This is a genomic window from Pseudomonas sp. FW305-70, from assembly GCF_058783925.1.
In genome coordinates this window covers 138,206-163,289 of sequence record NZ_JBYSYZ010000004.1, presented here as the reverse complement: position 1 = coordinate 163,289, position 25,084 = coordinate 138,206, and the positions used below count along the sequence as shown (strand labels likewise).

The window sequence follows — 25,084 nt, the reverse complement described above, 5'->3', positions numbered from 1 at the left end:
AGGCGATCCGGATGGATCGCCTTTTTTATTACTTCACCACCTTCAAACGATGTAGGGGGCGAGCCTGCTCGCGATGGGCGTGAACGATGACGCGGGCTGTCTGAATGAGCGCATTCACCGGACGTTTTTCGCGAGCAAGCTCGCTCCTACAAGATGTGGATCAGTCGATGTACTCGAACAGCTTCACAATCTTCTGCACGCCGGAGACGCCTTGCACCAGGTTGGTCGCCTGCGCAGCTTCCTGTTTGGTCAGCAGGCCCAGCAAGTAGACGATGCCGTTTTCAGTGACGACCTTGATGCGCGAACCAGGGATGTTCGCGTCAGCGAGCATCTGGGTCTTGATCTTGGTGGTCAGCCAGGTGTCATTCTGGCGCGCCAGCAGCGAGGAAGGGGGCATGACTTGCAGCTCGTTGTGCACCTGCTTCACGCGCTGGACCGCGGCGGCAGCCTGTTCAGCCTTGGCCTTGAGGTCTGCGCGTGGCGTTTGCCCGGCGAGCAGCACGACACCATTGTAGCTGGTGACGACGATGTGCGAGTCCTTGTCCAGGGCCGGGTCGGCCTTGGCGATGTTCACGCCAACTTTGGTGTCGATCAGGGAGTCGTCGATCTTGCTGCCCAGTGTGCGAGTGCCGCGGTCATCTTCAATGGGTGCTTCACGGCTGGCAGTCACCACCGAGGTGCAACCGCTGATGCCGAGGCACAGAGTCAAGGCCAGTAGGCCAAGGCGATTAGGGGTCATTCTTCACTCCCGAACAATTGGCTGTCGATCAAGTCGCAAAGGCAATGGATCGCCAGCAGGTGGACTTCTTGAATACGAGCGGTGACGTTGGCCGGTACGCGAATCTCCACGTCCTCGGGCAACAGCAGCGACGCCATGCCGCCGCCATCACGTCCCGTCAATGCTACGACAATCATTTCGCGATCATGTGCGGCCTGGATCGCTTGAATTATGTTGGCCGAGTTGCCGCTGGTGGAGATAGCCAGCAACACATCGCCCGGTTGGCCCAGTGCGCGGATCTGTTTGGAGAAGATTTCGTTGTAGCTGTAGTCGTTGGCGATCGAGGTGATCGTCGAGCTGTCAGTCGTCAAGGCGATGGCCGGCAGGCTCGGGCGCTCGCGCTCAAAGCGATTGAGCAGCTCGGACGAAAAGTGCTGGGCGTCGCCGGCTGAGCCACCGTTGCCACAGGAAAGCATTTTGCCTTCGTTGAGCAGGGCGTTGACCATGACCTGGCTGGCTTGCTCGATGTGCGGTGCAAGAACTTCCATCGCCTGTTGCTTGGTGTCGATACTGGCCTGAAAAAGCTGGCGAATTCGGGATTGCATGTCCATCTGTGTGACCTTAATTAGCGCGGCTGTTCGGCACGTGAATGTGCAGCCCGCAAAGCAAAGAGCAAAAGTGTTGGGTGATAGTGTCCGGTTCGTGATGCCGGTGATCAGCCATCGAAGGCATTCTGTAGCCAGTTCAGCTGATCGAGATGGCTGTCGATGGCAATCACGTCGAAGCGGCAAGGGGAATTGGCCCAGCGCGACTCGCGCTGAAGAAAATATTGCGCGGCGAAAATCAGCTTTTGCCGTTTGCGCTCATCGATGCTATCGAGCGCGCCACCCCATTGAGTGTCTTTTCGGTAGCGGACTTCAACGAATACTACTGTATCGCCATCTAGCATGACCAGATCAAGCTCGCCGCGTTTGCACAACCAGTTCTGCGCCAGCAGGCGCAGACCCTGTTGTTGAAGATGCTCGAGCGCGTGGCGCTCGGCATCCATACCGCTTTGCTGGCGTGACCTGTCAGGCATCAGCGGGCGGTGTCCGGCAGGCGCTGGATCTGACCATTGGCGAACTGGGCCCATGGCAACTGGCGCACGACCCGCTGGCTCTGAGTCATGCCGAGGCTGCCCGACTCACCGTCGATGCGGCTGTCCGGCAGAGACTTCAGCTGGCCCAGGCGCGGCGCCAGTCGATAGGCGTCCACGCCCATGGCGTACAGACGCCCCAGGCTACCGGCGGCTTGTGGCCACTGGGCGGTGACCTGGCGGCGCAGTGGATCATTGGCGTCCAGCAGCCAGGGTGTTTCGCAGAAACGAATGCCGTTCATGTCGTTGTACTGGTTGACGTCGCCGCTGGCGCTGAACACGTGAGAGGTGGCGTAGACCGGTACATCGCCCGCGTACTGGAAGTTCAGGGTCGGCTTGATCTGTTGGGCCTGTTGCGGCGTGGCGGCGAGGAAGATGAATTCGATGTCCTGGCGGCGCGACGGCTGGGCTGCCACTTGCGAGCCAACAGTGCTTTGCAGGCTCTTGGCGCGACCTTCGCTCTGGCGCAGCTGGAACATGTCGGCAATCTGCTGGGCCAACTGGACCGGTTGGTCGACGCGTTCGGTGGCAACGATGGTACCGCCATTGGCTTGCCAATCCTGGCTGAACGCCTTGAGCACGCGGTCGCCCCATTCGCCTTTCGGCACCATGATGGCTGCGCGATGCAGGCCGTCGGCGCGAGCGCGGCGCGACACTTCACGGGCTTCGTCTTCAGCGGCAAGACCGAACTGGAACAACTGCGCCGGGCCCTGATCGCCTTCGCTGTAGTTCAGTGCCAGGGTGGTGATCGGGAGTTGTGGGCGAGTGCTCAGCTGTTTGACCAGCGGCTTCTCCAGCGGGCCGACGACCAGTTGCACGCCATCGGCCTGGGCCTTGCGGTAGAACTCGTCCATGGATGTCAGGCGCGAGCTGTCATAAAACTCGATGGCAGGTGGTTTCTGCCCGGCCTGTTGTGCCTGGTAGTGGGCAGCCATGAAACCGTCGCGCAATGCTTTGCCAACCGAGGCCAACTGGCCTTCCTGAGGCAGCAGCAGGGCAATCTTGCTCAGGGGCTGGCTGGCCAGTTCCTTGAGTTGGGTCAGTGGCTGCGGCAATTGAAGGGCGGCCGGGTGTTTCGGATTCTGCGCGCGCCAGTTGTCGATGGCGGCCTGTTGCTGCTCCAGGGTGCCGGCGGATTTCACGGCCAGGGCCAGGGCCATCCAGCCACCGAGATCGTCGCTGGCGTTCGGCTGCAACTGCTCGGTCGGCAGCGAGGCGATCAGGGTCCAGATCGCTTCATGGTTTTTGCTCGCGGCTTCACCTTCAAGCATCGGGGCAATGGAAATGCGCTCGCGAGCGGCGGCGAGGGTCTGGCCATCGGCCTCCAGGGCGCGGGCGTGAACAGTGCCGGTGCGGACCTGTTGTTCCTCGGGCAGTTCGCTCAAGTATTGCATGCTTGGGTGGCTCAAGGCGGCCAGTGCGGCCTTGGGCTGATTGCGGGTCATGGCCAGTTCAGCCGCCAGGGTGTTGGCGAAAATCTGCGGGCCCGGCTTGAGCTGCTCGACCGGGACCTGTTGCAGGATTTGCGCGGACTGGCCGGCATTGCCCTGGCGATAGGCCAGGTCGGCAGCGCTCAAGCGCAGAAGGGCGGCATCTTCCGCAGATTTGCTTTGGGCGGCCTTCTCAAGCAGTTGCTCGATACTGGCGTCCGGTGTCCGTGGTAGTTCGCCAAGGCTGGACGAGGGCGAGCTGGCGCAAGCTGCCAGCAAGGCAGCGAGGCAGAGGGCAGATAACAGCCGCAGGCAAGCGATCATGTAAGCGTTCCTGATACTCGATCAAATTAGCGTGGAATTGTACCCAAGCACTGGCCGGGGCGCGATGTTACTGGCGTGAATCGATCAATTTAGCTGGTGTAAATGTTGCGCCAGCGCACAAACGCTCGCCGATGGCGCGATTGCATGCGCGTAGCATGAGCGTCGCTACGCGCTACAATGGCGACTTTTACCGATCATGAGGTGTGCGCTTTGACTGCTCCAGGTGCTTTGAATTCCGCTGCTGGCTCGCTTTATGTGGTGGCGACGCCCATCGGCAACCTGGATGACATCAGTGCGCGGGCGCTGAAGATTCTGCGTGAAGTGGCCTTGATCGCCGCGGAAGACACCCGTCATTCGCAGCGCTTGATGCAACACTTCGGCATTTCGACGCCATTGGCCGCCTGTCATGAACACAACGAGCGGGATGAAGGTAGTCGCTTTATCACGCGTCTGCTTGCCGGTGACAACGTGGCATTGATCTCTGACGCCGGAACGCCGCTGATTTCCGATCCGGGGTATCACCTGGTGCGGCAGGCCCGGGCTGCGGGGATCAATGTGGTGCCGGTTCCGGGTGCCTGCGCCCTGATTGCGGCGTTGTCGGCGGCGGGGCTGCCTTCCGACCGTTTCATTTTCGAAGGTTTTCTGCCGGCCAAGGCTGTGGGCCGGCGAGCGCGCCTCGAACAGGTAAAGGAAGAGCCTCGCACATTGATCTTCTATGAGGCCCCGCATCGCATACTCGAATGCCTGCAAGATATGGAACTGGTGTTCGGCCCTGAGCGCCCGGCACTGCTTGCCCGTGAGCTGACCAAGACGTTTGAAACCCTCAAGGGGCTGCCTTTGGCCGAGCTGCGCGAGTTTGTCGAGTCGGACGGCAATCAGCAGCGCGGCGAGTGCGTAGTGTTGGTGGCGGGCTGGTCTGCCCCCGAGGAGGAGGGCGCTGTCAGCAGCGAGGCGATGCGTATCCTCAATTTGTTGCTCGAAGAAATGCCGCTCAAGCGTGCGGCGGCTTTGGCGGCGCAAATCACCGGTGAACGAAAGAATGTGCTGTACCAGATCGCGCTGGATAAGCAGAAGGGCGAGTAAAACCCGACGCGCAGGCGTGCGCACCGGCGCTTAACGCTTGTTCTTCGGGCGCTCTGCCGGTAACCTTCGCGGCGGAGAGTCGATCGGACAGTCGCTGCCCTCTATGAAAATTAGGGGGGGGAGGAAAGTCCGGGCTCCATAGGGCGAAGTGCCAGGTAATGCCTGGGAGGCGTGAGCCTACGGAAAGTGCCACAGAAAATAACCGCCTAAGCGCTTCGGCGCCGGTAAGGGTGAAAAGGTGCGGTAAGAGCGCACCGCACGTCTGGCAACAGTTCGTGGCTAGGTAAACCCCACTTGGAGCAAGACCAAATAGGGTCCCAAGGCGTGGCCCGCGCTGGGACCGGGTAGGTTGCTAAAGATGTCCAGTGATGGCCATCGTAGACGAATGACTGTTCAAGACAGAACCCGGCTTACAGATCGACTCTCCACCTTTTTCTCCCTCCTGCTTAAATCATTGAGCAAGGGGAATGGTGATAGCAATTTCCCTCCTTGCACAAGCGTCGGGAGAAGCGGTTTTGTGATATCGATTAGCCCGCGCTTGTAGGAATCGCATAAACTCCACGCAGCACCGGTTTCTCTCCTTACACATTCATCCGCAGAACCTCTTTTGTAATACCAAAAAAATCTTACTCTTAATAAAATACTTTAACTTCCGAACGCAGCCTCCTGCGCTGATTCAAGTTATCGGGCAGTTTCATGTGCCGGATTCTCGCTACCCCTCCGCTAATGATCCTAAATCTCAGTTCTGTAAGGGTTTTCCTTTAATCCGCGCCTTGACGGTGTGGTGGGCGCATTCCTATAGTGTGCGCAAGTGGCGGAAAGTGGCATGAAGTGGGTTTTTTGAACTCAAAACGCTAGAATTTGGAGAAACGCTGACGTGTTTCGCGGAGCCAACGCTATCAGTCTCGATGCAAAGGGCCGTCTCGCAATGCCGAGCCGGTACCGTGACGAGCTTGATTCGCGTAGTTCCGGTCAATTGATCGTGACAATTGATGCCGTTGATCCTTGTTTGTGTGTATACCCCCTCGATGAGTGGGAAATTATTGAAACCAAATTGCGCGCACTGCCTTCGCTTCGCGAAGAGAACCGCCGCCTGCAACGTTTACTGATTGGTAATGCCGTCGATCTCGAGCTCGATGGCAGTGGTCGTTTTCTGGTTCCGCCGCGTCTTCGTGAATATGCCAAGTTGGATAAGCGCGCGATGTTGGTAGGCCAACTGAACAAGTTCCAATTGTGGGACGAGGATGCCTGGAACGCGGTTTCTGCCGCTGACCTGGCTGCTATTCAACAACCGGGCGCGATGCCTGATGAACTGCGTGATTTGATCCTGTGACTATTGATAGCGGCTTTAACCACATCACCGTACTGCTTGACGAAGCCGTCGAGGCTCTCGCCGTACGTCCTGATGGCTGCTATCTGGACGGTACGTTCGGGCGCGGCGGGCACAGCCGGTTGATCCTCAGCCAGCTCGGTCCCGATGGTCGCTTGCTCGGATTCGATAAAGATCCACAAGCGATTGCCACCGGGCAGACGCTAGCGGCCGAAGACGGCCGCTTTGTCGTTGTGCAGCGCAGCTTTGCCGAGCTCGGTTCGGAAGTCGCCGAACGCGGTCTGGCCGGCAAGGTCAGCGGTGTTCTGCTGGATCTGGGCGTGTCTTCGCCACAGCTCGACGACCCTGAGCGCGGTTTCAGCTTCCTCAACGACGGCCCGCTGGACATGCGCATGGATCCGTCCCGTGGCATCAGCGCCGCCGAATTCGTCAACACCGCACCTGTGGAAGAAATCGCCCGGGTGTTCAAGGAATACGGCGAAGAGCGTTTCTCCGGCCGCATGGCCCGTGCCGTGGCCGAGCGCCGCGACATCAAGCCATTCGAACGCACCGGTGACCTGGCAGAAGTCCTGAAGGTCGCCAACCCGGCATGGGAAAAGGGCAAGAACCCCGCAACCCGCGCGTTCCAGGGCCTGCGCATTCACGTCAACAACGAACTGGGTGATCTGGAAACCGGTCTCGAAGCCGCGCTGGAGTGCCTGGAAGTGGGCGGTCGCCTGGTGGTGATCAGCTTCCATTCGCTGGAAGACCGTATCGTCAAACTGTTCATGCGCAAGCTGGTGAAAGGCGAAGCCGACAACCTGCCGCGCAACCTGCCGGTTCGGCATGTCGCCTTCGAACCGAAAATCAAAGTCCATGGCAAAGCGCAGACGGCCTCTGACGCCGAACTCAAAGCCAACCCACGTTCGCGAAGCGCAGTCATGCGTGTGGCGGAGAAGCTGCGGTGAGCAAGCTTTTCGCCAAGCCATTGCCCGGCGGAAGCTTCTTCATGCTGCTGCTGTTTGTCGGCGTGCTCGTTTCGGCCATCGGCGTGTCCTACAGCGCGCACTGGAACCGTCAACTATTGAATTCGCTGTACAACGAATTGAGCGTGCGCGACAAGGCGCAGGCGGAGTGGGGGCGGTTGATTCTGGAGCAGAGCACCTGGACCGCCCACAGCCGTATCGAAGTGCTGGCCACCGAACAATTGAAAATGCACATCCCCGGTGCCGCTGACGTGAAGATGGTGGCGCCATGATGAAACTCGAAGGTGCACTCTTTCCTTGGCGGTTCCGCCTGGTGCTGGGCTTGCTCGGCATCATGGTGGCCGCGATTGCCTGGCGCATCATCGATTTGCAAGTGGTCGACCGTGCCTTCCTTAAAGGTCAGGGCGATGCCCGTAGTGTTCGTCATATTCCGATTCCGGCTCACCGTGGCCTGATCACCGACCGTAACGGCGAGCCTTTGGCCGTGAGTACTCCGGTCACCACCCTTTGGGCCAATGCCAAGGAAATGCAAACGGCCAAAGAGAAGTGGCCGGCACTGGCGGCTGCCTTGGGGCAGGACCCTAAAGCCCTGGCCGAACGACTCGAAGCCCAGGCCAACAAAGAATTCATTTATCTGGTGCGCGGGCTGACCCCGGAGCAGGGCCAGGCTGTGCTCGATCTGAAAGTGCCGGGTGTTTATGGCATCGAAGAGTTCCGGCGCTTTTATCCTGCCGGCGAAGTCACCGCCCATATGGTCGGGTTTACCGACATCGACGATCATGGTCGTGAAGGCGTCGAACTGGCCTACGACGAATGGCTGGCCGGGGTTCCCGGCAAGCGTCAGGTGATCAAGGACCGGCGCGGCCGGCTGATCAAGGATGTCCAGGTCACCAAAAACGCCAAGGCCGGCAAGCCCTTGGCGTTGTCCATTGACCTGCGCCTGCAATACCTGGCCAACCGCGAATTGCGTAACGCGATCATCGAGAACGGCGCCAAGGCCGGCAGCCTGGTGATCATGGACGTGAAGACCGGCGAGATTCTCGCGATGGTCAACCAGCCGACCTACAACCCGAACAACCGTCGCAGCCTGCAGCCGGCGATGATGCGTAACCGCGCGATGATCGACGTGTTCGAGCCGGGTTCGACCATGAAAGCGATCTCGATGAGCGCCGCCATCGAAACCGGTCGCTGGAAACCGAGCGACACCGTCGAGGTGTATCCGGGCTCCTTGCAGATTGGCAAGTACACCATCAAGGACGTTTCCAAGACCGAAGGCCCGGTGCTCGACCTGACCGGCATCCTGATCAACTCCAGTAACGTCGGGATGAGCAAGGTCGCGTTCGATATCGGCGGCGAAACCATTTTCCGTCTGGCGCAGAAACTCGGCCTCGGCCAGGACACCGGCCTGGGCTTCCCGGGTGAACGCGTTGGCAACCTGCCGAATTATCGCGAATGGCGTAAGGCGGAAACCGCCACGCTGTCCTATGGCTACGGTATTTCCGTGACCGCGATCCAGTTGGTCCACGCCTTCTCGGCCCTGGCCAACAACGGCCGCCTCGCGCCGCTGACCCTGATCAAGACCGACAAGGCACCGCAAACCACGCAGGTATTGCCAGAAGCTGTCGCGAAAACCATGCAAACCATGCTGCAACAAGTGATCGAAGCCCCGCGCGGTGTGTTCCGTGCGCAGGTGCCGGCGTATCACGTGGGTGGCAAGTCGGGTACTGCGCGTAAAACCTCGGTTGGCACCAAGGGTTACGCCGAGAACTCCTACCGTTCGCTGTTCGCCGGTTTCGGCCCGATGAGCGATCCACGCTACGCCATCGTGGTCGTAATCGATGAACCGACCAAAGCCGGCTACTTCGGTGGCCTGGTCTCCGCGCCGGTGTTCAGCCGCGTGATGTCGGGCACCCTGCGCCTGATGAACATCACGCCGGACAACCTGCCACCTACTCAACAAGCGAACGCAACACCGGTCGTTCCGCTGAAAGCCAATGGAGGGCGCGGCTGATGTCTCTGAGCCTGAACAAGATTTTCCCTCACGCCGGCCACGATCTACTGATTCGCGAGCTCGCCCTGGATAGCCGCAACGTGCGAGCGGGCGATCTGTTCCTCGCCGTGCCGGGCGGGAAATTCGATGGGCGTGCGCACATTGCCGACGCCTTGCAACGCGGCGCGGCTGCGGTGGCCTATGAGGTGGAGGGCGCCACTGTGCTGCCAATCACCGAGGTTCCCTTGATTCCGGTCAAAGGGCTGGCCGCTCAGTTGTCGGACATCGCCGGACGTTTTTATGGCGAGCCAAGCCATCATCTGAACCTGATCGGCGTGACCGGCACCAACGGCAAAACCAGTGTCACTCAACTGGTTGCCCAGGCGCTGGATCTGCTTGGTCAGCACTGCGGCATCGTCGGCACCCTCGGTTGCGGTTTCTACGGTGCATTGGAAAGCGGCCTGCACACCACGCCGAACCCGATTGCCATGCAGGCGACGCTGGGCGACCTGAAAAAGGCCGGTGCCAAAGCCGTGGCGATGGAAGTTTCTTCCCATGGTCTGGACCAGGGCCGCGTGACGGCACTGGCCTTCGACGTGGCGGTGATGACCAACCTGTCTCGCGATCATCTGGATTACCACGGCACCATGCAGGCCTACGGTGAAGCCAAGGCCAGGCTGTTCGCCTGGGACGATCTGAAATGCCGGGTGGTTAACCTCGACGACGACTTCGGGCGGCAACTGGCTGCTGAAAAACGTGAATCGCGGTTGATCACCTACAGCCTGCTCGACAGCAGTGCCTACCTCTATTGCCGTGAAGCGCAGTTCGACGACGAAGGCGTGCGCGCCACGCTGGTCACGCCGCAGGGTGAACACCATCTACGCAGTACCTTGCTCGGCCGTTTCAACCTGAGCAACGTGCTTGCAGCGGTTGGCGCCTTGCTTGGCCTGGATTACGCACTGGACGAAATTCTCAAGGTGCTGCCGAAGCTCGAAGGCCCGGCCGGTCGCATGCAGCGCCTCGGCGGCGGCACTCAACCCCTGGTGGTAGTCGATTACGCTCACACCCCGGATGCCCTGGAAAAAGTCCTGACGGCCCTGCGTCCACACGCCAAGGGTCGGTTGCTGTGCCTGTTCGGCTGTGGCGGTGACCGCGATCGCGGCAAGCGTCCGTTGATGGCCGAAGTTGTCGAGCGCCTGGCCGATGGCGTGCTGGTGACCGATGACAACCCGCGCACTGAAGATCCATCGGTGATTTTCGATGACATCCGCGCCGGTTTCACGGCTGTGGATAAAGTGGAGTTCGTTGCCGGTCGTGGTCAGGCGATTGCCCGGCTGATCGCCAGTGCCTCGGTGGACGACGTGATTGTCCTGGCCGGCAAAGGTCACGAGGACTATCAGGAAATCAACGGCGAGCGTCATGCCTTTTCCGATCTGGTCGAGGCCGATCATGCCTTGACCGCATGGGAGGTGGCCCATGCTTAAGGCCTTGCAACTGAGCGAGCTGACCGGCGCGCTGAATGCTCGCCTGGTGTCGACCGATGCCAGTTTCGACGGCGTCAGCATCGACAGCCGCGCCATCAAGCCGGGTCAGCTGTTTATTGCCCTGACCGGTCCGCGCTTCGATGGTCATGATTATCTGAATGAAGTCGCTGCCCTGGGCGCCGTGGCCGCGCTGGTCGAGCGCGAAGTCGCCGACAGCACACTGCCGCAGTTACTGGTCAGCGATACTCGTCAGGCACTCGGGCAGTTGGGTGCGCTCAATCGCGCCGCCTACACCCATCCGGTCGCGGCTGTCACCGGTTCGAGCGGCAAGACCACGGTGAAGGAAATGCTGGCGAGCATCCTGCGCACCCGTGGCCCGGTACTGGCGACCCGTGGCAACCTGAACAACGACCTCGGTGTGCCGCTGACCCTGCTCGAACTGGCGCCGGAGCATACGGCGGCAGTGATCGAACTCGGTGCATCGCGCCTCGGTGAAATTGCCTACACCGTTGGCCTGACCAAACCACACGTGGCCATTCTCAACAATGCCGGGACCGCCCACGTCGGCGAGTTCGGTGGCCCGGAAAAAATCGTCGAAGCCAAGGGTGAGATCATCGAAGGGCTGGAGGCCGATGGCGTCGCAGTGCTCAATCTCGACGACAAGGCATTCGGTATCTGGAAGACGCGTGCCGGTGCTCGCAAGGTGCTGACGTTTGCATTGAGCAACACCAGTGCCGATTTCTACGCCAGTGACCTGGCCACCGATGCCCGTGGCTGCCCGGCATTCAATCTGCACAGCCCTGAAGGTGTAGAGCGCGTTCAACTGAACCTGCTCGGCACCCATAACGTCGCCAATGCCATGGCCGCCGCCGCTGCCGCCCATGCCCTGGGTGTGTCGCTGTTCGGTATCGCCACCGGTCTTGGTGCGGTGCAACCGGTCAAGGGTCGCACTGTCGCGCAATTGGCCAGCAATGGCATGCGCGTGATCGATGACACTTACAACGCCAACCCCACCTCCATGTGCGCTGCCGTTGATATACTGGCCGGCTTTTCCGGTCGCACCGTCCTGGTGCTCGGGGATATCGGCGAGTTGGGCGAATGGGCGGAGCAGGGGCACCGCGACGTGGGCGAGTACGCCCGTGGCAAGGTTTGCGCGCTGTACGCCGTCGGGCCAATGATGGCTCACGCCGTGAAGGCATTCGGTCCAGAGGCTTTTCACTTCAGCACGCAGGCTGAACTGATCAATGCCCTGGGCGCCGAGCAAGACACAAACACCACCATTTTGATCAAGGGGTCGCGCAGCGCTGCGATGGAAAACGTCGTCGCCGCCTTGTGCGGGTCCAGCCTGGAGAAACATTAATGCTGCTGCTGCTAGCGGAGTATCTGCAACAGTTCTACAAAGGCTTCGCGGTCTTCCAGTACCTGACCCTGCGCGGGATTCTCGGTGTACTGACCGCGCTGGTCTTGTCGCTGTGCTACGGCCCGTGGATGATCCGCACTTTGCAGAACCGTCAGATCGGTCAATCCGTTCGCAATGACGGCCCGCAGTCGCACCTGTCCAAGTCGGGCACACCGACCATGGGCGGTGCGCTGATCCTGTCGTCCATCGGCGTCAGTACCCTGCTTTGGGCTGACCTGAGCAACCGTTACGTCTGGGTCGTACTGCTGGTGACCTTGCTGTTCGGCGCCATCGGCTGGGTCGACGACTACCGCAAGGTGATCGAGAAAAACTCCCGTGGCTTGCCAAGCCGCTGGAAGTATTTCTGGCAATCGGTGTTCGGCCTGGGCGCGGCGATCTTCCTTTACATGACTGCCGCCACGCCGGTGGAAACCACGCTGATCCTGCCGATGCTCAAGGACTACAGCATTCCACTGGGCGCAGGCTTCATCGTCCTCACCTATTTCGTGATTGTCGGTTCGAGCAACGCGGTCAACCTGACCGACGGCCTCGACGGCCTGGCGATCATGCCGACGGTGATGGTGGGCGGCGGCCTGGGCATTTTCTGCTACCTGTCGGGTAACGTGAAGTTCGCCGAATACCTGCTGATTCCCTATGTACCGGGCGCGGGCGAACTGATCGTGTTCTGCGGCGCACTGATTGGCGCCGGTCTGGGCTTCCTGTGGTTCAACACCTATCCGGCACAAGTCTTCATGGGTGACGTCGGCGCACTGGCGCTGGGCGCGGCCCTGGGCACCATCGCGGTGATCGTCCGTCAGGAAATCGTCCTGTTTATCATGGGCGGCGTGTTCGTGATGGAAACCCTGTCAGTGGTCATTCAGGTCGCCTCTTTTAAACTGACCGGTCGCCGCGTATTCCGCATGGCGCCCATTCACCACCACTTTGAACTCAAGGGTTGGCCTGAGCCACGAGTGATCGTCCGTTTCTGGATCATCACCGTGATTCTCGTGCTGATCGGCCTTGCCACCCTGAAGCTGAGGTAGAAACTCGTGTCTCTGATCGCTTCTGACCACTTCCGCATCGTTGTCGGCCTCGGCAAGAGCGGCATGTCCCTGGTTCGCTTCCTGGCGAACCGGGGCGTGGCGTTTGCTGTGGCCGATACGCGGGAAAATCCACCGGAACTGGCCACGCTCAAGCGTGACTATCCGCACGTGGAAGTGCGTTGTGGCGAGCTGGACGTCGAATTCCTGTGCCGCGCCGACGAGCTCTACGTGAGCCCCGGCCTGGCGCTGGCGACCCCGGCCCTGCAGGCCGCCGCCGCCCGTGGCGTGAAATTGTCCGGTGACATCGAGCTGTTCGCGCGTAACGCGAAGGCGCCGATCGTGGCCATCAGCGGTTCCAACGCGAAAAGCACCGTCACCACCCTGGTCGGCGAAATGGCAGCGGCGGCGGGCAAGCGCGTTGCCGTCGGTGGCAACCTCGGTACACCGGCCCTGGATCTGCTGCGCGACGACGTCGAGCTGTACGTGATGGAGTTGTCGAGTTTCCAGCTGGAGACCACCGATCAACTCAACGCCGAAGTGGCGACCGTGCTCAATGTCAGCGAAGACCACATGGACCGTTACAGCGGTCTGCCGGCCTATCACCTGGCCAAGCACCGGATCTTCCGTGGTGCCAGACAGTTTGTGGTCAATCGCCAGGATGCCCTGAGCCGTCCGTTGATGGGTGAGGGCCAACCGTGCTGGACCTTCGGCCTGAGCAAACCGGACTTCAAAGCCTTCGGCATCCGTGAAGAAGACGGCGAGAAATACCTGGCCTTCGAATTCCAGAACCTGATGCCGGTGCGTGAGTTGAAGATTCGTGGCGCCCACAACCAGTCCAACGCCTTGGCGGCCCTGGCCTTGGGCCATGCGGTCGGCCTGCCGTTCGATGCCATGCTGTCGAGCCTGCGCACCTTCGCCGGTCTCGAGCATCGCTGCCAATGGGTCCGCGACCTTGATGGCGTGGGTTACTACAACGACTCCAAGGCCACCAACGTCGGTGCCGCGTTGGCCGCCATCGAAGGCCTGGGCGCGGACATCGACGGCAAGGTCGTGCTGATCGCCGGTGGTGATGGCAAGGGTGCCGAGTTCAAGGACCTGCGCGATCCGGTAGCGGCCAACTGCCGCGCCGTGGTGTTGATGGGCCGCGACTCGGACAAGATCGGCGACGCCATTGGCGACGCCGTTCCGCTGATCCGCGTCGCTTCCCTGGTCGAAGCCGTCGAACAATGCCGCGCCGCCGCCCAGCCGGGCGACGTGGTGCTGCTGTCACCAGCCTGCGCCAGCTTCGACATGTTCAAGAACTACGAAGACCGTGGTCACCAGTTCGTCCAAGCCGTGGAGGATCTGGCATGAGCCTCAAAGGCATCATCAAGCCGTATCCATCGCCGCTCATCACCGGGCGCGGTATCGACCTCGACTTCCCGATGCTCGCCGGTTGCCTGACGCTGCTCGGCCTGGGACTGATCATGATTGCCTCGGCATCGACCGAAGTGGCGGCCGTGCAGTCGGGCAGCGCGCTGTATTACATGATCCGCCACCTTATTTACGTGGTGCTGGGCCTGGGTGCCTGCATCGTCACCATGATGATCCCGATCGCCACCTGGCAGCGCCTGGGCTGGCTGATGTTGCTGGGTGCTTTCGGCTTGCTGATCATGGTGATCATTCCGGGGATCGGCCGTGAGGTTAACGGCTCGATGCGCTGGATCGGCTTCAGTTTCTTCAACGTCCAGCCTTCCGAGATCGCCAAGGTGTTCGTGGTGATCTACCTCGCCGGTTATCTGGTGCGTCGCCAGAAAGAAGTGCGTGAAAGCTGGATGGGCTTCTTCAAGCCGTTCATCGTGCTGTTGCCGATGGCGGGTCTGCTGCTGATGGAGCCGGACTTCGGTGCCACCGTCGTGATGATGGGGGCGGCGGCGGCAATGCTGTTCCTTGGCGGCGTCGGGCTGTTCCGTTTCTCCCTGATGGTGGTGCTGGCCGTCGGCGCGGTGGTGCTGTTGATTCAAATGCAGCCGTATCGGATGGCGCGCCTGACCAACTTCGCCGACCCGTGGGCCGACCAGTTCGGTGCCGGTTATCAGTTGTCCCAGGCATTGATCGCTTTCGGTCGCGGCGAATGGCTGGGCGTTGGCCTGGGCAACAGCGTGCAGAAACAGTTCTACCTGCCTGAGGCCCACACTGACTTCGTGTTCTCGGTCCTGGCCGAAGAGCTGGGCGCGGTGGGTTCGTTGTGCACCGTGGCACTGTTTGTCTTCGTGTGTATTCGTGGCATGTACATCGGACTGTGGGCCGAGAAGGCCAAGCAGTTCTTCGCCGCCTATGTTGCCTACGGCCTGTCGTTCCTGTGGATCGGCCAGTTCCTGATCAACATCGGCGTGAACGTCGGCCTGTTGCCGACCAAGGGGCTGACCCTGCCGTTCCTCAGTTACGGCGGCAGTTCGTTGGTGATCTGCTGTGCCTGTCTCGGCTTGTTGCTGCGCATCGAGTGGGAAAGTCGAACCCACCTGGGCAGCGAGGAGATGGAGTTCCATGAGAGCGACTTCGCCGAGGAGCCGCACCATGGGCGCTAACGTGATGATCATGGCCGGCGGCACCGGGGGCCACGTGTTCCCGGCGCTGGCCTGTGCCCGCGAATTCCAGGCGCGCGGCTATACCGTGCACTGGCTCGGTACCCCGCGTGGCATCGAGAACGATCTGGTGCCGGCAGCCGGCATCGAACTGCACCGGATCAACGCCAGCGGTCTGCGGGGCAAGGGCAAATTGTCCCTGCTCAAGGCACCGTTCATGTTGTTCAAGTCGGTCTGGCAGGCACGGACGATCATTCGCCGTCTGCAACCGGTCTGCGTCGTGGGCTTTGGTGGCTTTGTGACCGGCCCTGGCGGTGTCGCAGCCAAACTGGCCGGTGTGCCGGTGATCGTTCATGAACAGAACGCCGTGGCCGGTACCGCCAATCGGTTGCTGGTGCCGTTGGCCGCCCGAGTCTGTGAAGCGTTCCCCGACACCTTTACCCTGTCGGACAGCCGCCGGACCACCGGTAACCCGGTGCGCACCGAGCTGTTCCTCGAGACATCGCGACCTGCCCTGGCCGGTCGCAAGGCGCGTTTGCTGATCCTGGGCGGAAGCCTGGGCGCAGAGCCGTTGAACAAGTTGCTGCCTGAAGCCCTGTCGCAAGTCGCTGCCGATTTGCGTCCGGAAGTGTTCCATCAGGCCGGCAAAAACCACGATGAAGTGACTGCAGAGCGCTATCGCGCGGCTGGCGTCGAGGCGCAGGTGCAGCCCTTCATCAAAGACATGGCCCAAGCCTACAGCTGGGCCGACCTGGTGGTCTGTCGCGCAGGTGCGCTGACCATCAGTGAACTGGCCGCCGCCGGTCTGCCCTCGATGCTGGTGCCTTTGCCCCATGCCATCGACGATCACCAGACCCGCAACGCCGAATATTTGGCCCGTGAAGGCGCAGCCTTCCTGATGCCACAAAGAACGACTGGTGCAGCGGATCTTGCCGCTCGCCTGACAGAGGTCCTGATGCAACCACAACGACTCAACGAAATGGCTACCGCGGCACGCCGCCTGGCCAAACCCGATGCCACCCGTAACGTCGTCGATAGCTGCCTGGAGGTGGCCCATGGTTGAGAGTCAGAAAGCCATGCCTCAACCGGAAATGCGCCGCATCCGTCGCATCCACTTCGTCGGTATCGGCGGTGTGGGCATGTGCGGGATCGCCGAAGTGCTGCTGAACCTGGGTTATGCCGTGTCCGGCTCCGACCTGAAGGCGTCCCCGGTCACCGAGCGCCTGGAATCCTTCGGGGCGCAGATCTTCATCGGCCACCGCGCCGAGAACGCCGCCGCCGCTGACGTACTGGTGGTGTCGAGCGCCGTGAACACGTCCAACCCGGAAGTCGCTACTGCGCTGGAACGCCGCATTCCGGTGGTACCGCGTGCAGAGATGCTGGCTGAGCTGATGCGTTATCGCCACGGTATCGCCGTTGCCGGTACCCACGGCAAAACCACCACCACCAGCCTGATCGCCTCGGTGTTCGCCGCCGGTGGCCTGGACCCGACGTTCGTCATCGGTGGCCGCCTGAATGCCGCGGGCACCAATGCCCAGCTTGGCACCAGCCGCTACCTGATTGCCGAAGCCGACGAAAGCGACGCCAGCTTCCTGCACTTGCAGCCGCTGGTGGCCGTGGTCACCAACATCGACGCCGACCACATGGCGACCTACGACGGTGACTTCAACAAGCTGAAGAAAACCTTCGTCGAGTTCCTGCACAACCTGCCGTTCTATGGTCTGGCAGTGGTGTGCCTGGACGATCCGGTGGTGCGTGAAATCCTCCCGCAGGTCAAGCGTCCGACCGTCACCTACGGCTTCGGCGAAGACTGCGACGTGCGCGCCATCAACGTGCGCCAGCAAGGCATGCAGACCTTCTTCACCGTGCTGCGCCCTGACCGCGAGCCGCTGGACGTGTCGGTGAACATGCCGGGCAACCACAACGTCTTGAACGCACTGGCAACCATCTGCATCGCCACCGACGAAGGCGTCAGCGATGAAGCCATCGTCCAGGGCCTGTCCGGCTTCCAGGGTGTCGGCCGACGCTTCCAGGTCTACGGCGAACTGCCGGTGGACGGCGGCAACGTGATGCTGGTCGATGACTACGGCCACCACCCGACCGAAGTCGCGGCTGTGATCAAGGCCGTGCGCGGTGGCTGGCCGGAGCGCCGCCTGGTGATGGTCTACCAGCCACACCGTTACAGCCGCACCCGCGACCTCTACGACGATTTCGTCAATGTGCTGGCCGACGCCAACGTACTGCTGCTGATGGAGGTCTATCCGGCCGGCGAAGAGCCGATTCCGGGTGCCGACAGCCGCAAACTGTGCAACAGCATCCGTCAGCGTGGTCAGCTCGACCCGATCTACATCGAGCGTGGTGTCGACCTCGCGCCTGTGGTCAAGCCGCTGCTGCGTGCCGGCGACATCCTGCTGTGCCAGGGCGCCGGTGATATCGGCGGTCTCGCACCAAAACTATTGAAAAGTGAGTTGTTCGCCGGTGCCGTTGCCGCACCGGAGAAGGGGAAGTTGAAATGACTGCTGCCTACGCCAACCTGGTCTCCACGATCGCGCCGAAAGACTTCGGCCGCGTCGCCGTGCTGTTCGGCGGCAAGAGTGCCGAGCGCGAGGTGTCCCTGAAGTCGGGCAACGCGGTTCTCGACGCGCTGCTAAGTGCCGGTGTCGACGCGTTCGGCCTCGACGTGGGCGATGACCTGCTGCAGCGTCTGCAGAGCGAAAAGATCGACCGCGCCTTCATCATCCTCCACGGTCGTGGCGGTGAAGACGGCAGCATGCAGGGCCTGCTCGAATGCCTGGGCATTCCGTACACCGGCAGCGGCATCCTGGCGTCGGCCCTGGCGATGGACAAACTGCGCACCAAGCAGGTCTGGCACAGCCTGGGCATTCCGACGCCACGTCACGCAGTACTTTGCAGCGAGGCCGATTGTATTTCGGCAGCGACGGAACTGGGCTTCCCTTTGATCGTCAAACCGGCCCATGAAGGTTCAAGTATCGGTATGGCCAAAGTGAGTTCCGCGTCCGAATTGATCGACGCATGGAAAGCGGCCAGTACCTACGATTCGCAAGTGTTGGTCGAGCAATGGATTCACGGTCCGGAGTTCACCATCGCCACCCTGCGTGACCAGGTGTTGCCTCCGATTGCCCTGGGCACGACGCACAGCTTCTACGACTACGACGCCAAGTACATCGCCAACGATACCCAGTACCGCATTCCATGCGGTCTGGACAGCGCCAAGGAACAGGAACTCATGGAACTCACGGCGAAAGCCTGTGAAGCGCTGGGTATCGCCGGTTGGGGCAGGGCAGACGTGATGCAAGACGCCGAAGGGCAGTTCTGGTTCCTGGAAGTCAACACCGCACCGGGCATGACCGATCACAGCCTGGTGCCGATGGCGGCCCGTGCCGCCGGTCTGGATTTCCAGCAACTGGTCCTGGCCATTCTGGCCGAGAGCGTTGCCGGCAATGCTGCCGGTCACCAAGAGTCGACGAGAGGTTAAGGCCATGCAAGGCGCCCAGCTCAGACATCAGCCTACCGCACCGACCGGCCGCAAGCCGGTACCGCGGGGTGCCAGCCGAATGGTGGCCAAAGAGCCGATGTCCGCGCGCCTGCCGAAAGCCAACTTCGGTTTTCTCAAAGCGTTGTTCTGGCCGGTACTGCTGGTGGCGTTGGGGTTCGGTACTTACGAAGGCGCGACACGCTTGTTGCCGTATGCCGACCGGCCGATCACCAAAATCAACGTGCAGGGCGACCTGAGTTACATCAGCCAGCAAGCGGTGCAGCAGCGGATCGCCCCGTACGTGGCGTCGAGTTTCTTCACCATCGACCTGGCGAGCATGCGTACCGAGCTTGAAACGATGCCATGGATTGCCCACGCCGAAGTGCGCAGGGTGTGGCCGGATCAAGTGGTGATCCGCCTGGAAGAACAACTGCCGGTGGCCCGTTGGGGTGACGAATCGCTGTTGAACAACCAGGGCCAGGCCTTCACCCCGCGCGAGCTGGCGAACTACGAACATTTGCCCCAGCTGTTCGGCCCGCAGCGGGCCCAGCAGCAGGTGATGCAGCAGTACCAGGTGTTGAGTCAGATGCTCCGGCCTCTGGGCTTCTCGATTGCACGCCTGGAATTGCGTGAACGCGGCAGCTGGTTCCTGACCACCGGACCCGGCAGTGCCGGCCCGGGGATCGAACTGCTGCTCGGACGCGGCAACCAGGTGGAAAAGATGCGCCGCTTCATCGCCATCTATGACAAGACGCTCAAAGAACAGATTACGAACATTGCGCGCATCGATCTGCGCTACGCCAACGGCCTCGCCGTTGGCTGGCGGGAACCTGTAGCGCCCACGGCAGCCCAACCCGCTGTCGCGAAGAATTAAGAAGAGGCAGGACCCATGGCAAACGTGCAAAGCGGCAAAATGATCGTCGGTCTCGATATCGGCACCTCCAAGGTGGTGGCGCTGGTAGGCGAGGTCGCGGACGACGGCACGCTGGAAATCGTCGGGATCGGTACCCATCCATCCCGTGGCCTGAAAAAAGGCGTGGTGGTGAATATCGAATCCACCGTGCAATCGATCCAGCGCGCCATCGAAGAAGCGCAGTTGATGGCCGGTTGCCGCATTCACTCGGCATTCGTCGGCGTGGCCGGCAATCACATCCGCAGCCTGAACTCCCACGGCATCGTGGCGATTCGTGATCGCGAAGTCAGCTCGGCCGACCTCGAGCGCGTGCTCGACGCTGCCCAGGCCGTGGCGATCCCGGCTGACCAGCGCGTGCTGCACACCTTGCCGCAAGACTACGTGATCGATAACCAGGAAGGCGTCCGCGAGCCGCTGGGCATGTCCGGCGTGCGTCTGGAAGCCAAGGTCCACGTGGTCACCTGCGCCGTCAATGCCGCGCAGAACATTGAAAAATGCGTGCGTCGCTGCGGCCTGGAAATCGACGACATCATTCTCGAGCAGCTGGCTTCCGCCTACTCGGTGCTGACCGATGACGAGAAAGAGCTGGGCGTGTGCCTGGTGGACATCGGTGGCGGTACCACCGACATCGCGATCTTCACCGAAGGTGCGATCCGTCACACCGCGGTCATCCCGATTGCCGGTGACCAGGTGACCAACGACATCGCCATGGCGTTGCGCACTCCGACCCAGTACGCCGAAGAAATCAAGATTCGCTACGCCTGCGCCCTGGCCAAACTGGCCGGTGCCGGTGAAACCATCAAGGTGCCAAGTGTTGGCGACCGTCCGCCCCGCGAACTGTCCCGCCAGGCCCTGGCCGAAGTGGTCGAGCCGCGCTACGACGAACTGTTCACGCTGATCCAGGCCGAACTGCGCCGCAGCGGCTACGAAGACCTGATCCCGGCCGGCATCGTGCTGACCGGCGGTACCGCGAAGATGGAAGGCGCTACCGAGCTGGCCGAGGAAATCTTCCACATGCCAGTGCGCCTGGGTGTACCGCATGGTGTGAAAGGTCTGGATGACGTGGTCCGCAACCCGATCTATTCCACCGGCGTCGGCCTGTTGATGTACGGCCTGCAGAAGCAGTCCGACGGCATCTCGTTCTCGGGCATCGGCAGCCGCGACAGCTACAGCAACGAAGAGCCACAGGCTCCGCTGCTGGACCGCCTGAAGAAGTGGGTCCAGGGCAATTTCTGAAGATTTACCGCAACACCGTTACACCGAAGCACGCAGTAGGCGAAAAAACTAGAGAATGTAAAGGAGAGGGAAAATGTTCGAACTCGTAGACAACATCCCCGCAAGCCCGGTAATCAAAGTTATCGGTGTCGGCGGTGGCGGCGGCAACGCTGTCAACCACATGGTCAAGAGCAACATCGAAGGCGTCGAGTTCATCTGCGCCAACACCGATGCTCAAGCGCTGAAAAACATCGGCGCGCGTACCATCCTGCAACTGGGCACCGGCGTGACCAAGGGCCTGGGCGCTGGCGCCAACCCTGAAGTCGGCCGTCAAGCCGCTCTGGAAGACCGTGAGCGCATTGCCGAAGTCCTGCAGGGCACCAACATGGTGTTCATCACCACTGGCATGGGCGGCGGTACCGGTACCGGTGCTGCGCCGATCATCGCCGAAGTGGCCAAGGAAATGGGCATCCTCACCGTTGCGGTGGTGACCCGTCCGTTCCCGTTCGAAGGCCGCAAGCGTATGCAGATCGCCGACGAAGGCATCCGCATGCTCTCCGAAAGCGTCGACTCGTTGATCACCATTCCCAACGAGAAGCTGCTGACCATCCTCGGTAAAGACGCCAGCCTGCTGTCGGCTTTCGCCAAGGCTGACGATGTACTGGCCGGAGCCGTTCGCGGTATCTCCGACATCATCAAGCGTCCGGGCATGATCAACGTCGACTTCGCCGACGTGCGTACCGTGATGAGCGAAATGGGCATGGCGATGATGGGCACTGGCTGCGCCAGCGGTCCGAACCGTGCACGAGAGGCCACCGAAGCGGCCATTCGCAACCCGCTGCTGGAAGACGTGAACCTGCAAGGCGCTCGCGGCATCCTGGTAAACATCACCGCCGGTCCGGATCTGTCCCTGGGCGAATACTCCGACGTGGGCAGCATCATCGAGGCATTCGCTTCGGAACACGCGATGGTCAAGGTCGGTACCGTTATCGATCCGGACATGCGCGACGAGCTGCACGTGACTGTCGTTGCAACCGGTCTGGGCGCTAAAATCGAGAAGCCTGTGAAGGTCATCGACAATACCGTTCACACTTCGATGGCTGCACAGCCACAACAACAGGCCCCTGTTCGTCAGGAAGCTCCAGCGGTGAACTACCGTGACCTGGACCGTCCGACCGTCATGCGCAACCAGGCCCAGGCCGGTGCTGCGACTGCCGCGAAGATGAATCCGCAAGATGACCTGGACTACCTGGACATCCCGGCTTTCCTGCGTCGTCAGGCCGATTGATGAAATGTATCAGGGCTATGAAGGTGATTGGTGTTCAGCAAAGGCGTGGTCTGCTATCATCGCCAGCCTTTGTTGATACCAGTTCGCAATTTGCGCTGAAGCGGCCCATGCCATGATTAAACAACGCACCCTGAAGAATATTATCCGTGCCACAGGTGTCGGCCTGCACTCCGGGGAGAAGGTCTATCTGACCCTCAAGCCAGCGCCTGTCGACACTGGCATTGTGTTTTGTCGCGCCGACCTCGATCCCGTGGTGCAGATTCCTGCCCGCGCGGAAAACGTTGGTGAAACCACTATGTCGACCACGCTCGTTAACGGTGACGTCAAAGTGGACACGGTAGAGCACTTGCTCTCGGCCATGGCAGGCCTGGGCATCGATAACGCCTACGTCGAGCTCTCCGCGTCCGAAGTCCCGATCATGGATGGTAGCGCCGGACCTTTCGTATTCCTGATTCAATCGGCTGGCCTGGAAGAACAGGACGCCGCCAAGAAGTTCATCCGCATCCTGCGTGAAGTGACAGTGGAAGATGGCGACAAGCGCGCTACTTTCGTCCCTTTCGAAGGGTTCAAAGTGAGCTTCGAGATCGATTTCGATCACCCGGTTTTCCGTGACCGCACCCAAAGTGCAAGCGTGGATTTTTCCAGCACTTCGTTCGTAAAAGAAGTCAGCCGCGCCCGTACCTTTGGTTTCATGAGTGACATCGAGTACCTGCGCAAGCACAACCTCGCACTCGGCGGCAGTGTTGAAAACGCTATTGTGGTCGACGCCGATGGCGTACTGAACGAAGACGGCCTTCGCTATGAAGACGAATTCGTGAAGCACAAGATTCTCGATGCAATTGGTGACCTCTACCTGCTGGGCAATAGCCTGATTGGTGAGTTCAAGGGCTTCAAGTCCGGCCACGCACTGAACAACCAGCTGCTGCGCAAGTTGATTGAGCAGACAGATGCCTGGGAAGTCGTGACGTTCGAAGACGCCAGCACTGCACCGATCTCTTACATGCGCCCGGTTGCGGCCGTGTAAGCAAAAAACCTCTCTAGTTTTTTAAAGGCTACCTTCGGGTGGCCTTTTTTTATGTCCGAAGTTTGTAGTGCCTGGGCTGGCCTCATCGCGAGCAAGCTCGCTCCCACAGTTGATTGCATTCCCCTGTGGGAGCGAGCTTGCTCGCGATGGCGTCCTCCCATCCAATGAAAATCCTATTCGGCACAAACCACCCGGTTACGCCCCCTCTCCTTGGCCTGATACAGCGCCTTGTCCGCATTGAATAGCAACTGTTCCAGGGTGATATCGCTGGTCGCTGTCCAGGTGGCAATACCGATACTCACGCTCATCGGTCGCTCACCGGCGTCGACCAGTGGCAGTTTTTGTACAGCCTCACGAATATGTTCGGCAATCTGCCGTGCACCGTCACCGCTTGTTTCGGCCAGGATCACCGAAAACTCTTCGCCCCCGTAGCGCGCCACCAGATCTGTGGGGCGGTGGACATTGGCACTGATGACCTCGGCCAATGCCCGTAACGCTTCGTCGCCGGCCTGATGCCCGTGCCGGTCATTGAAGGCCTTGAAGTGATCGGCATCGATCATCAGCAACGACAACGGCTTGCCACTGCGCTGCGCGCGAAACCATTCATGGCGCAGAGTCTGATCAAGGGATCGGCGGTTGGCCACGCCGGTCAAGGCATCGGTGGCCGCCAGTTGCGACAATTCCTGCTCGGCACTCTGGCGCAGGCGCAGTTCGCGGCAGAGCAGCCAGGTCAACCACAGCAAACCTATGCACAAAACCCCGGTAGCACCGCTGATCACATAGGCCGTACGGTTCCAGGTGGCGAACACCTCATCCACAGAAAGGGCCACGATGACAGTCAGTGGCAGGTTGCCGACCCGGGTAAAGGTGTACAAGCGCCGTTGATGGTCGACACTCGACACACTCTCAAAGGTGCCATTGCGCTCCTGCAGCATGCGTACGACGTTGGGGCGGCTGGAGAAGCTTTTGCCGATGGAGTGCGGTTCCCGGTACGGCTTCTGCGCCAGGAGGATCCCGTCATTGTTGATGATGCCCAGCGTACTGCCGGTGCCGATGTCGAGGCTGTTGAACAACTGATCGAAGTAGCTCATGCGCATCGAGGCTACCGCGACTCCCAGAAACTCACCCGTGGGCGAGGAAATGCGCCGGCTGAAACTGATGCGCCATTGGTCGTTGTCATCGCAGTCGCAGCGCGGCTTGAACGGTCGGCTGATAAACATGCCGGTATCACGATTGAAGACATGGGCCAGGAAATAATCGCGGTCAGCGAAGTTACCCGGTTTCGGTTCGATCAACGATGAGTCGGCCAGCACGTCGCCGTGCTTGTCCAGCAGCAGGATGTCGCCCTTGTAGCGCGCGGTGGTGGAGCGGTCGAACAGCGCCAGATGACGAATCTGCGGCGAAACCTGTTTCAGGTCGTCCCGTTGGGCAGCGGCGATCAGGCCCTGCAAGGTCAGGTCATAGAGCTCGACCGTACGCAGGACATCGGCATCGATCAGTTGCGCAATGGTGGTCGCGCTGCGTGTGGCGATCTGCTGGGCGTAGGCGTGTTCGCGGATCAGCAGAAAAGTGACGATGCACAGGATCGAGATGACCGTCAGGGTGCTGCCGAAGATCACCATGATCTCGGGTCGCCCGGACGGGCCTTGAAAATGTGGGGTGCGGCTTGCGGTCATAGGGCTG

At 60.9% G+C, this 25,084-nt stretch carries 22 protein-coding genes and 1 other RNA gene; 18 read left to right on the top strand and 5 right to left on the bottom strand.

Annotation, left to right across the window (positions count from 1 at the left end; all coding sequences use genetic code 11):
* Positions 1-160: 160 nt before the first annotated feature.
* The 4 genes from AC3WN7_RS04895 to AC3WN7_RS04880 all read right to left on the bottom strand — a co-directional run bounded on the left by AC3WN7_RS04895 (position 161) and on the right by AC3WN7_RS04880 (position 3,607).
* Positions 161-739, bottom strand: coding sequence for a BON domain-containing protein (locus AC3WN7_RS04895; protein WP_095965539.1), 579 nt, complete (start codon positions 737-739; stop codon positions 161-163).
* Positions 736-1,329 carry a phosphoheptose isomerase gene (locus AC3WN7_RS04890; RefSeq protein ID WP_007972584.1) on the bottom strand — a complete coding sequence of 198 codons (594 nt, stop codon included), beginning with the start codon at positions 1,327-1,329 and terminating at the stop codon, positions 736-738. Before AC3WN7_RS04890 ends, AC3WN7_RS04895 begins: the two co-directional genes overlap by 4 nt.
* Positions 1,330-1,433: 104 nt before the next feature.
* A complete protein-coding gene (locus tag AC3WN7_RS04885; protein WP_095965538.1) occupies positions 1,434-1,796 on the bottom strand; it encodes a YraN family protein in 363 nt (120 codons plus the stop codon).
* The gene (locus tag AC3WN7_RS04880) at positions 1,796-3,607 is read right to left on the bottom strand and encodes a penicillin-binding protein activator (RefSeq protein WP_095965537.1); all 1,812 of its coding nucleotides are present in this window, start codon (positions 3,605-3,607) and stop codon (positions 1,796-1,798) included. The genes AC3WN7_RS04885 and AC3WN7_RS04880 overlap by 1 nt, the downstream gene beginning before the upstream one ends.
* A 177-nt stretch (positions 3,608-3,784) precedes the next feature.
* Between AC3WN7_RS04880 and rsmI the strand changes: the two genes are divergently transcribed.
* The 18 genes from rsmI (at position 3,785) to lpxC (ending at position 23,401) form a co-directional block, all read left to right on the top strand.
* Positions 3,785-4,690 carry a 16S rRNA (cytidine(1402)-2'-O)-methyltransferase gene (rsmI, locus tag AC3WN7_RS04875; RefSeq protein WP_173862045.1) on the top strand — a complete coding sequence of 302 codons (906 nt, stop codon included), beginning with the start codon at positions 3,785-3,787 and terminating at the stop codon, positions 4,688-4,690.
* Between the two features lie 75 nt (positions 4,691-4,765).
* Positions 4,766-5,119, top strand: an RNA gene (gene rnpB / locus AC3WN7_RS04870) — RNase P RNA component class A.
* Between the two features lie 448 nt (positions 5,120-5,567).
* Positions 5,568-6,023, top strand: a complete 456-nt coding sequence (gene mraZ, locus AC3WN7_RS04865) for a division/cell wall cluster transcriptional repressor MraZ (protein WP_007917012.1) — start codon at positions 5,568-5,570, stop codon at positions 6,021-6,023.
* Entirely contained in the window at positions 6,020-6,967 is a 948-nt protein-coding gene (gene rsmH / locus AC3WN7_RS04860) for a 16S rRNA (cytosine(1402)-N(4))-methyltransferase RsmH (RefSeq protein WP_007972589.1), read from the top strand. The genes mraZ and rsmH overlap by 4 nt, the downstream gene beginning before the upstream one ends.
* Entirely contained in the window at positions 6,964-7,257 is a 294-nt protein-coding gene (ftsL, locus tag AC3WN7_RS04855; protein ID WP_007998257.1) for a cell division protein FtsL, read from the top strand. The genes rsmH and ftsL overlap by 4 nt, the downstream gene beginning before the upstream one ends.
* Complete coding sequence (locus AC3WN7_RS04850; protein ID WP_172435711.1) at positions 7,257-8,996, top strand: peptidoglycan D,D-transpeptidase FtsI family protein; 1,740 nt, start codon at positions 7,257-7,259, stop codon at positions 8,994-8,996. The genes ftsL and AC3WN7_RS04850 overlap by 1 nt, the downstream gene beginning before the upstream one ends.
* Positions 8,996-10,459, top strand: a complete 1,464-nt coding sequence (locus AC3WN7_RS04845; RefSeq protein ID WP_095965535.1) for a UDP-N-acetylmuramoyl-L-alanyl-D-glutamate--2,6-diaminopimelate ligase — start codon at positions 8,996-8,998, stop codon at positions 10,457-10,459. The genes AC3WN7_RS04850 and AC3WN7_RS04845 overlap by 1 nt, the downstream gene beginning before the upstream one ends.
* A complete protein-coding gene (locus AC3WN7_RS04840) occupies positions 10,452-11,819 on the top strand; it encodes a UDP-N-acetylmuramoyl-tripeptide--D-alanyl-D-alanine ligase (RefSeq protein WP_102673398.1) in 1,368 nt (455 codons plus the stop codon). The genes AC3WN7_RS04845 and AC3WN7_RS04840 overlap by 8 nt, the downstream gene beginning before the upstream one ends.
* Entirely contained in the window at positions 11,819-12,901 is a 1,083-nt protein-coding gene (mraY, locus tag AC3WN7_RS04835) for a phospho-N-acetylmuramoyl-pentapeptide-transferase (RefSeq protein ID WP_015096766.1), read from the top strand. The genes AC3WN7_RS04840 and mraY overlap by 1 nt, the downstream gene beginning before the upstream one ends.
* 6 nt (positions 12,902-12,907) lie before the next feature.
* A complete protein-coding gene (gene murD, locus AC3WN7_RS04830) occupies positions 12,908-14,254 on the top strand; it encodes a UDP-N-acetylmuramoyl-L-alanine--D-glutamate ligase (protein WP_102673397.1) in 1,347 nt (448 codons plus the stop codon).
* Entirely contained in the window at positions 14,251-15,468 is a 1,218-nt protein-coding gene (gene ftsW, locus AC3WN7_RS04825; RefSeq protein WP_095965532.1) for a putative lipid II flippase FtsW, read from the top strand. Before murD ends, ftsW begins: the two co-directional genes overlap by 4 nt.
* Positions 15,458-16,528 (top strand): undecaprenyldiphospho-muramoylpentapeptide beta-N-acetylglucosaminyltransferase, encoded by a 1,071-nt coding sequence (gene murG, locus AC3WN7_RS04820; RefSeq protein ID WP_095965531.1) that lies wholly within the window; start codon positions 15,458-15,460, stop codon positions 16,526-16,528. Before ftsW ends, murG begins: the two co-directional genes overlap by 11 nt.
* The gene (gene murC, locus AC3WN7_RS04815; protein WP_007989894.1) at positions 16,521-17,981 is read left to right on the top strand and encodes a UDP-N-acetylmuramate--L-alanine ligase; all 1,461 of its coding nucleotides are present in this window, start codon (positions 16,521-16,523) and stop codon (positions 17,979-17,981) included. Before murG ends, murC begins: the two co-directional genes overlap by 8 nt.
* Positions 17,978-18,961 (top strand): D-alanine--D-alanine ligase, encoded by a 984-nt coding sequence (locus AC3WN7_RS04810; protein WP_095965530.1) that lies wholly within the window; start codon positions 17,978-17,980, stop codon positions 18,959-18,961. The genes murC and AC3WN7_RS04810 overlap by 4 nt, the downstream gene beginning before the upstream one ends.
* A gap of 4 nt (positions 18,962-18,965) precedes the next feature.
* Positions 18,966-19,835: a cell division protein FtsQ/DivIB gene (locus AC3WN7_RS04805; RefSeq protein ID WP_095965529.1), complete on the top strand. Its 870-nt coding sequence runs from the start codon at positions 18,966-18,968 to the stop codon at positions 19,833-19,835.
* Positions 19,836-19,850: 15 nt separating this feature from the next.
* Positions 19,851-21,110, top strand: coding sequence for a cell division protein FtsA (gene ftsA, locus AC3WN7_RS04800; RefSeq protein WP_007972611.1), 1,260 nt, complete (start codon positions 19,851-19,853; stop codon positions 21,108-21,110).
* A 73-nt stretch (positions 21,111-21,183) separates the two neighbouring features.
* Positions 21,184-22,377 carry a cell division protein FtsZ gene (gene ftsZ / locus AC3WN7_RS04795; protein WP_007972612.1) on the top strand — a complete coding sequence of 398 codons (1,194 nt, stop codon included), beginning with the start codon at positions 21,184-21,186 and terminating at the stop codon, positions 22,375-22,377.
* 112 nt (positions 22,378-22,489) lie between these two features.
* Positions 22,490-23,401 carry a UDP-3-O-acyl-N-acetylglucosamine deacetylase gene (lpxC, locus tag AC3WN7_RS04790; RefSeq protein WP_007939852.1) on the top strand — a complete coding sequence of 304 codons (912 nt, stop codon included), beginning with the start codon at positions 22,490-22,492 and terminating at the stop codon, positions 23,399-23,401.
* 173 nt (positions 23,402-23,574) lie between these two features.
* On the opposite strand, the gene AC3WN7_RS04785 is transcribed toward lpxC, so the two are convergent.
* Complete coding sequence (locus AC3WN7_RS04785) at positions 23,575-25,077, bottom strand: sensor domain-containing diguanylate cyclase (protein WP_102673396.1); 1,503 nt, start codon at positions 25,075-25,077, stop codon at positions 23,575-23,577.
* Positions 25,078-25,084: the final 7 nt, after the last annotated feature.

Bases quoted from the DNA above. Each gene is read 5' to 3' on its own strand.
- AC3WN7_RS04895 (WP_095965539.1), bottom strand. From the start codon at position 739: ATGACCCCTAATCGCCTTGGCCTACTGGCCTTGACTCTGTGCCTCGGC.
- AC3WN7_RS04890 (WP_007972584.1), bottom strand. From the start codon at position 1,329: ATGGACATGCAATCCCGAATTCGCCAGCTTTTTCAGGCCAGTATCGAC.
- AC3WN7_RS04885 (WP_095965538.1), bottom strand. From the start codon at position 1,796: ATGCCTGACAGGTCACGCCAGCAAAGCGGTATGGATGCCGAGCGCCAC.
- AC3WN7_RS04880 (WP_095965537.1), bottom strand. From the start codon at position 3,607: ATGATCGCTTGCCTGCGGCTGTTATCTGCCCTCTGCCTCGCTGCCTTG.
- rsmI (WP_173862045.1), top strand. From the start codon at position 3,785: ATGGCGACTTTTACCGATCATGAGGTGTGCGCTTTGACTGCTCCAGGT.
- AC3WN7_RS04850 (WP_172435711.1), top strand. From the start codon at position 7,257: ATGAAACTCGAAGGTGCACTCTTTCCTTGGCGGTTCCGCCTGGTGCTG.
- AC3WN7_RS04845 (WP_095965535.1), top strand. From the start codon at position 8,996: ATGTCTCTGAGCCTGAACAAGATTTTCCCTCACGCCGGCCACGATCTA.
- AC3WN7_RS04840 (WP_102673398.1), top strand. From the start codon at position 10,452: ATGCTTAAGGCCTTGCAACTGAGCGAGCTGACCGGCGCGCTGAATGCT.
- mraY (WP_015096766.1), top strand. From the start codon at position 11,819: ATGCTGCTGCTGCTAGCGGAGTATCTGCAACAGTTCTACAAAGGCTTC.
- ftsW (WP_095965532.1), top strand. From the start codon at position 14,251: ATGAGCCTCAAAGGCATCATCAAGCCGTATCCATCGCCGCTCATCACC.
- murG (WP_095965531.1), top strand. From the start codon at position 15,458: ATGGGCGCTAACGTGATGATCATGGCCGGCGGCACCGGGGGCCACGTG.
- murC (WP_007989894.1), top strand. From the start codon at position 16,521: ATGGTTGAGAGTCAGAAAGCCATGCCTCAACCGGAAATGCGCCGCATC.
- AC3WN7_RS04810 (WP_095965530.1), top strand. From the start codon at position 17,978: ATGACTGCTGCCTACGCCAACCTGGTCTCCACGATCGCGCCGAAAGAC.
- AC3WN7_RS04805 (WP_095965529.1), top strand. From the start codon at position 18,966: ATGCAAGGCGCCCAGCTCAGACATCAGCCTACCGCACCGACCGGCCGC.
- ftsA (WP_007972611.1), top strand. From the start codon at position 19,851: ATGGCAAACGTGCAAAGCGGCAAAATGATCGTCGGTCTCGATATCGGC.
- ftsZ (WP_007972612.1), top strand. From the start codon at position 21,184: ATGTTCGAACTCGTAGACAACATCCCCGCAAGCCCGGTAATCAAAGTT.
- lpxC (WP_007939852.1), top strand. From the start codon at position 22,490: ATGATTAAACAACGCACCCTGAAGAATATTATCCGTGCCACAGGTGTC.
- AC3WN7_RS04785 (WP_102673396.1), bottom strand. From the start codon at position 25,077: ATGACCGCAAGCCGCACCCCACATTTTCAAGGCCCGTCCGGGCGACCC.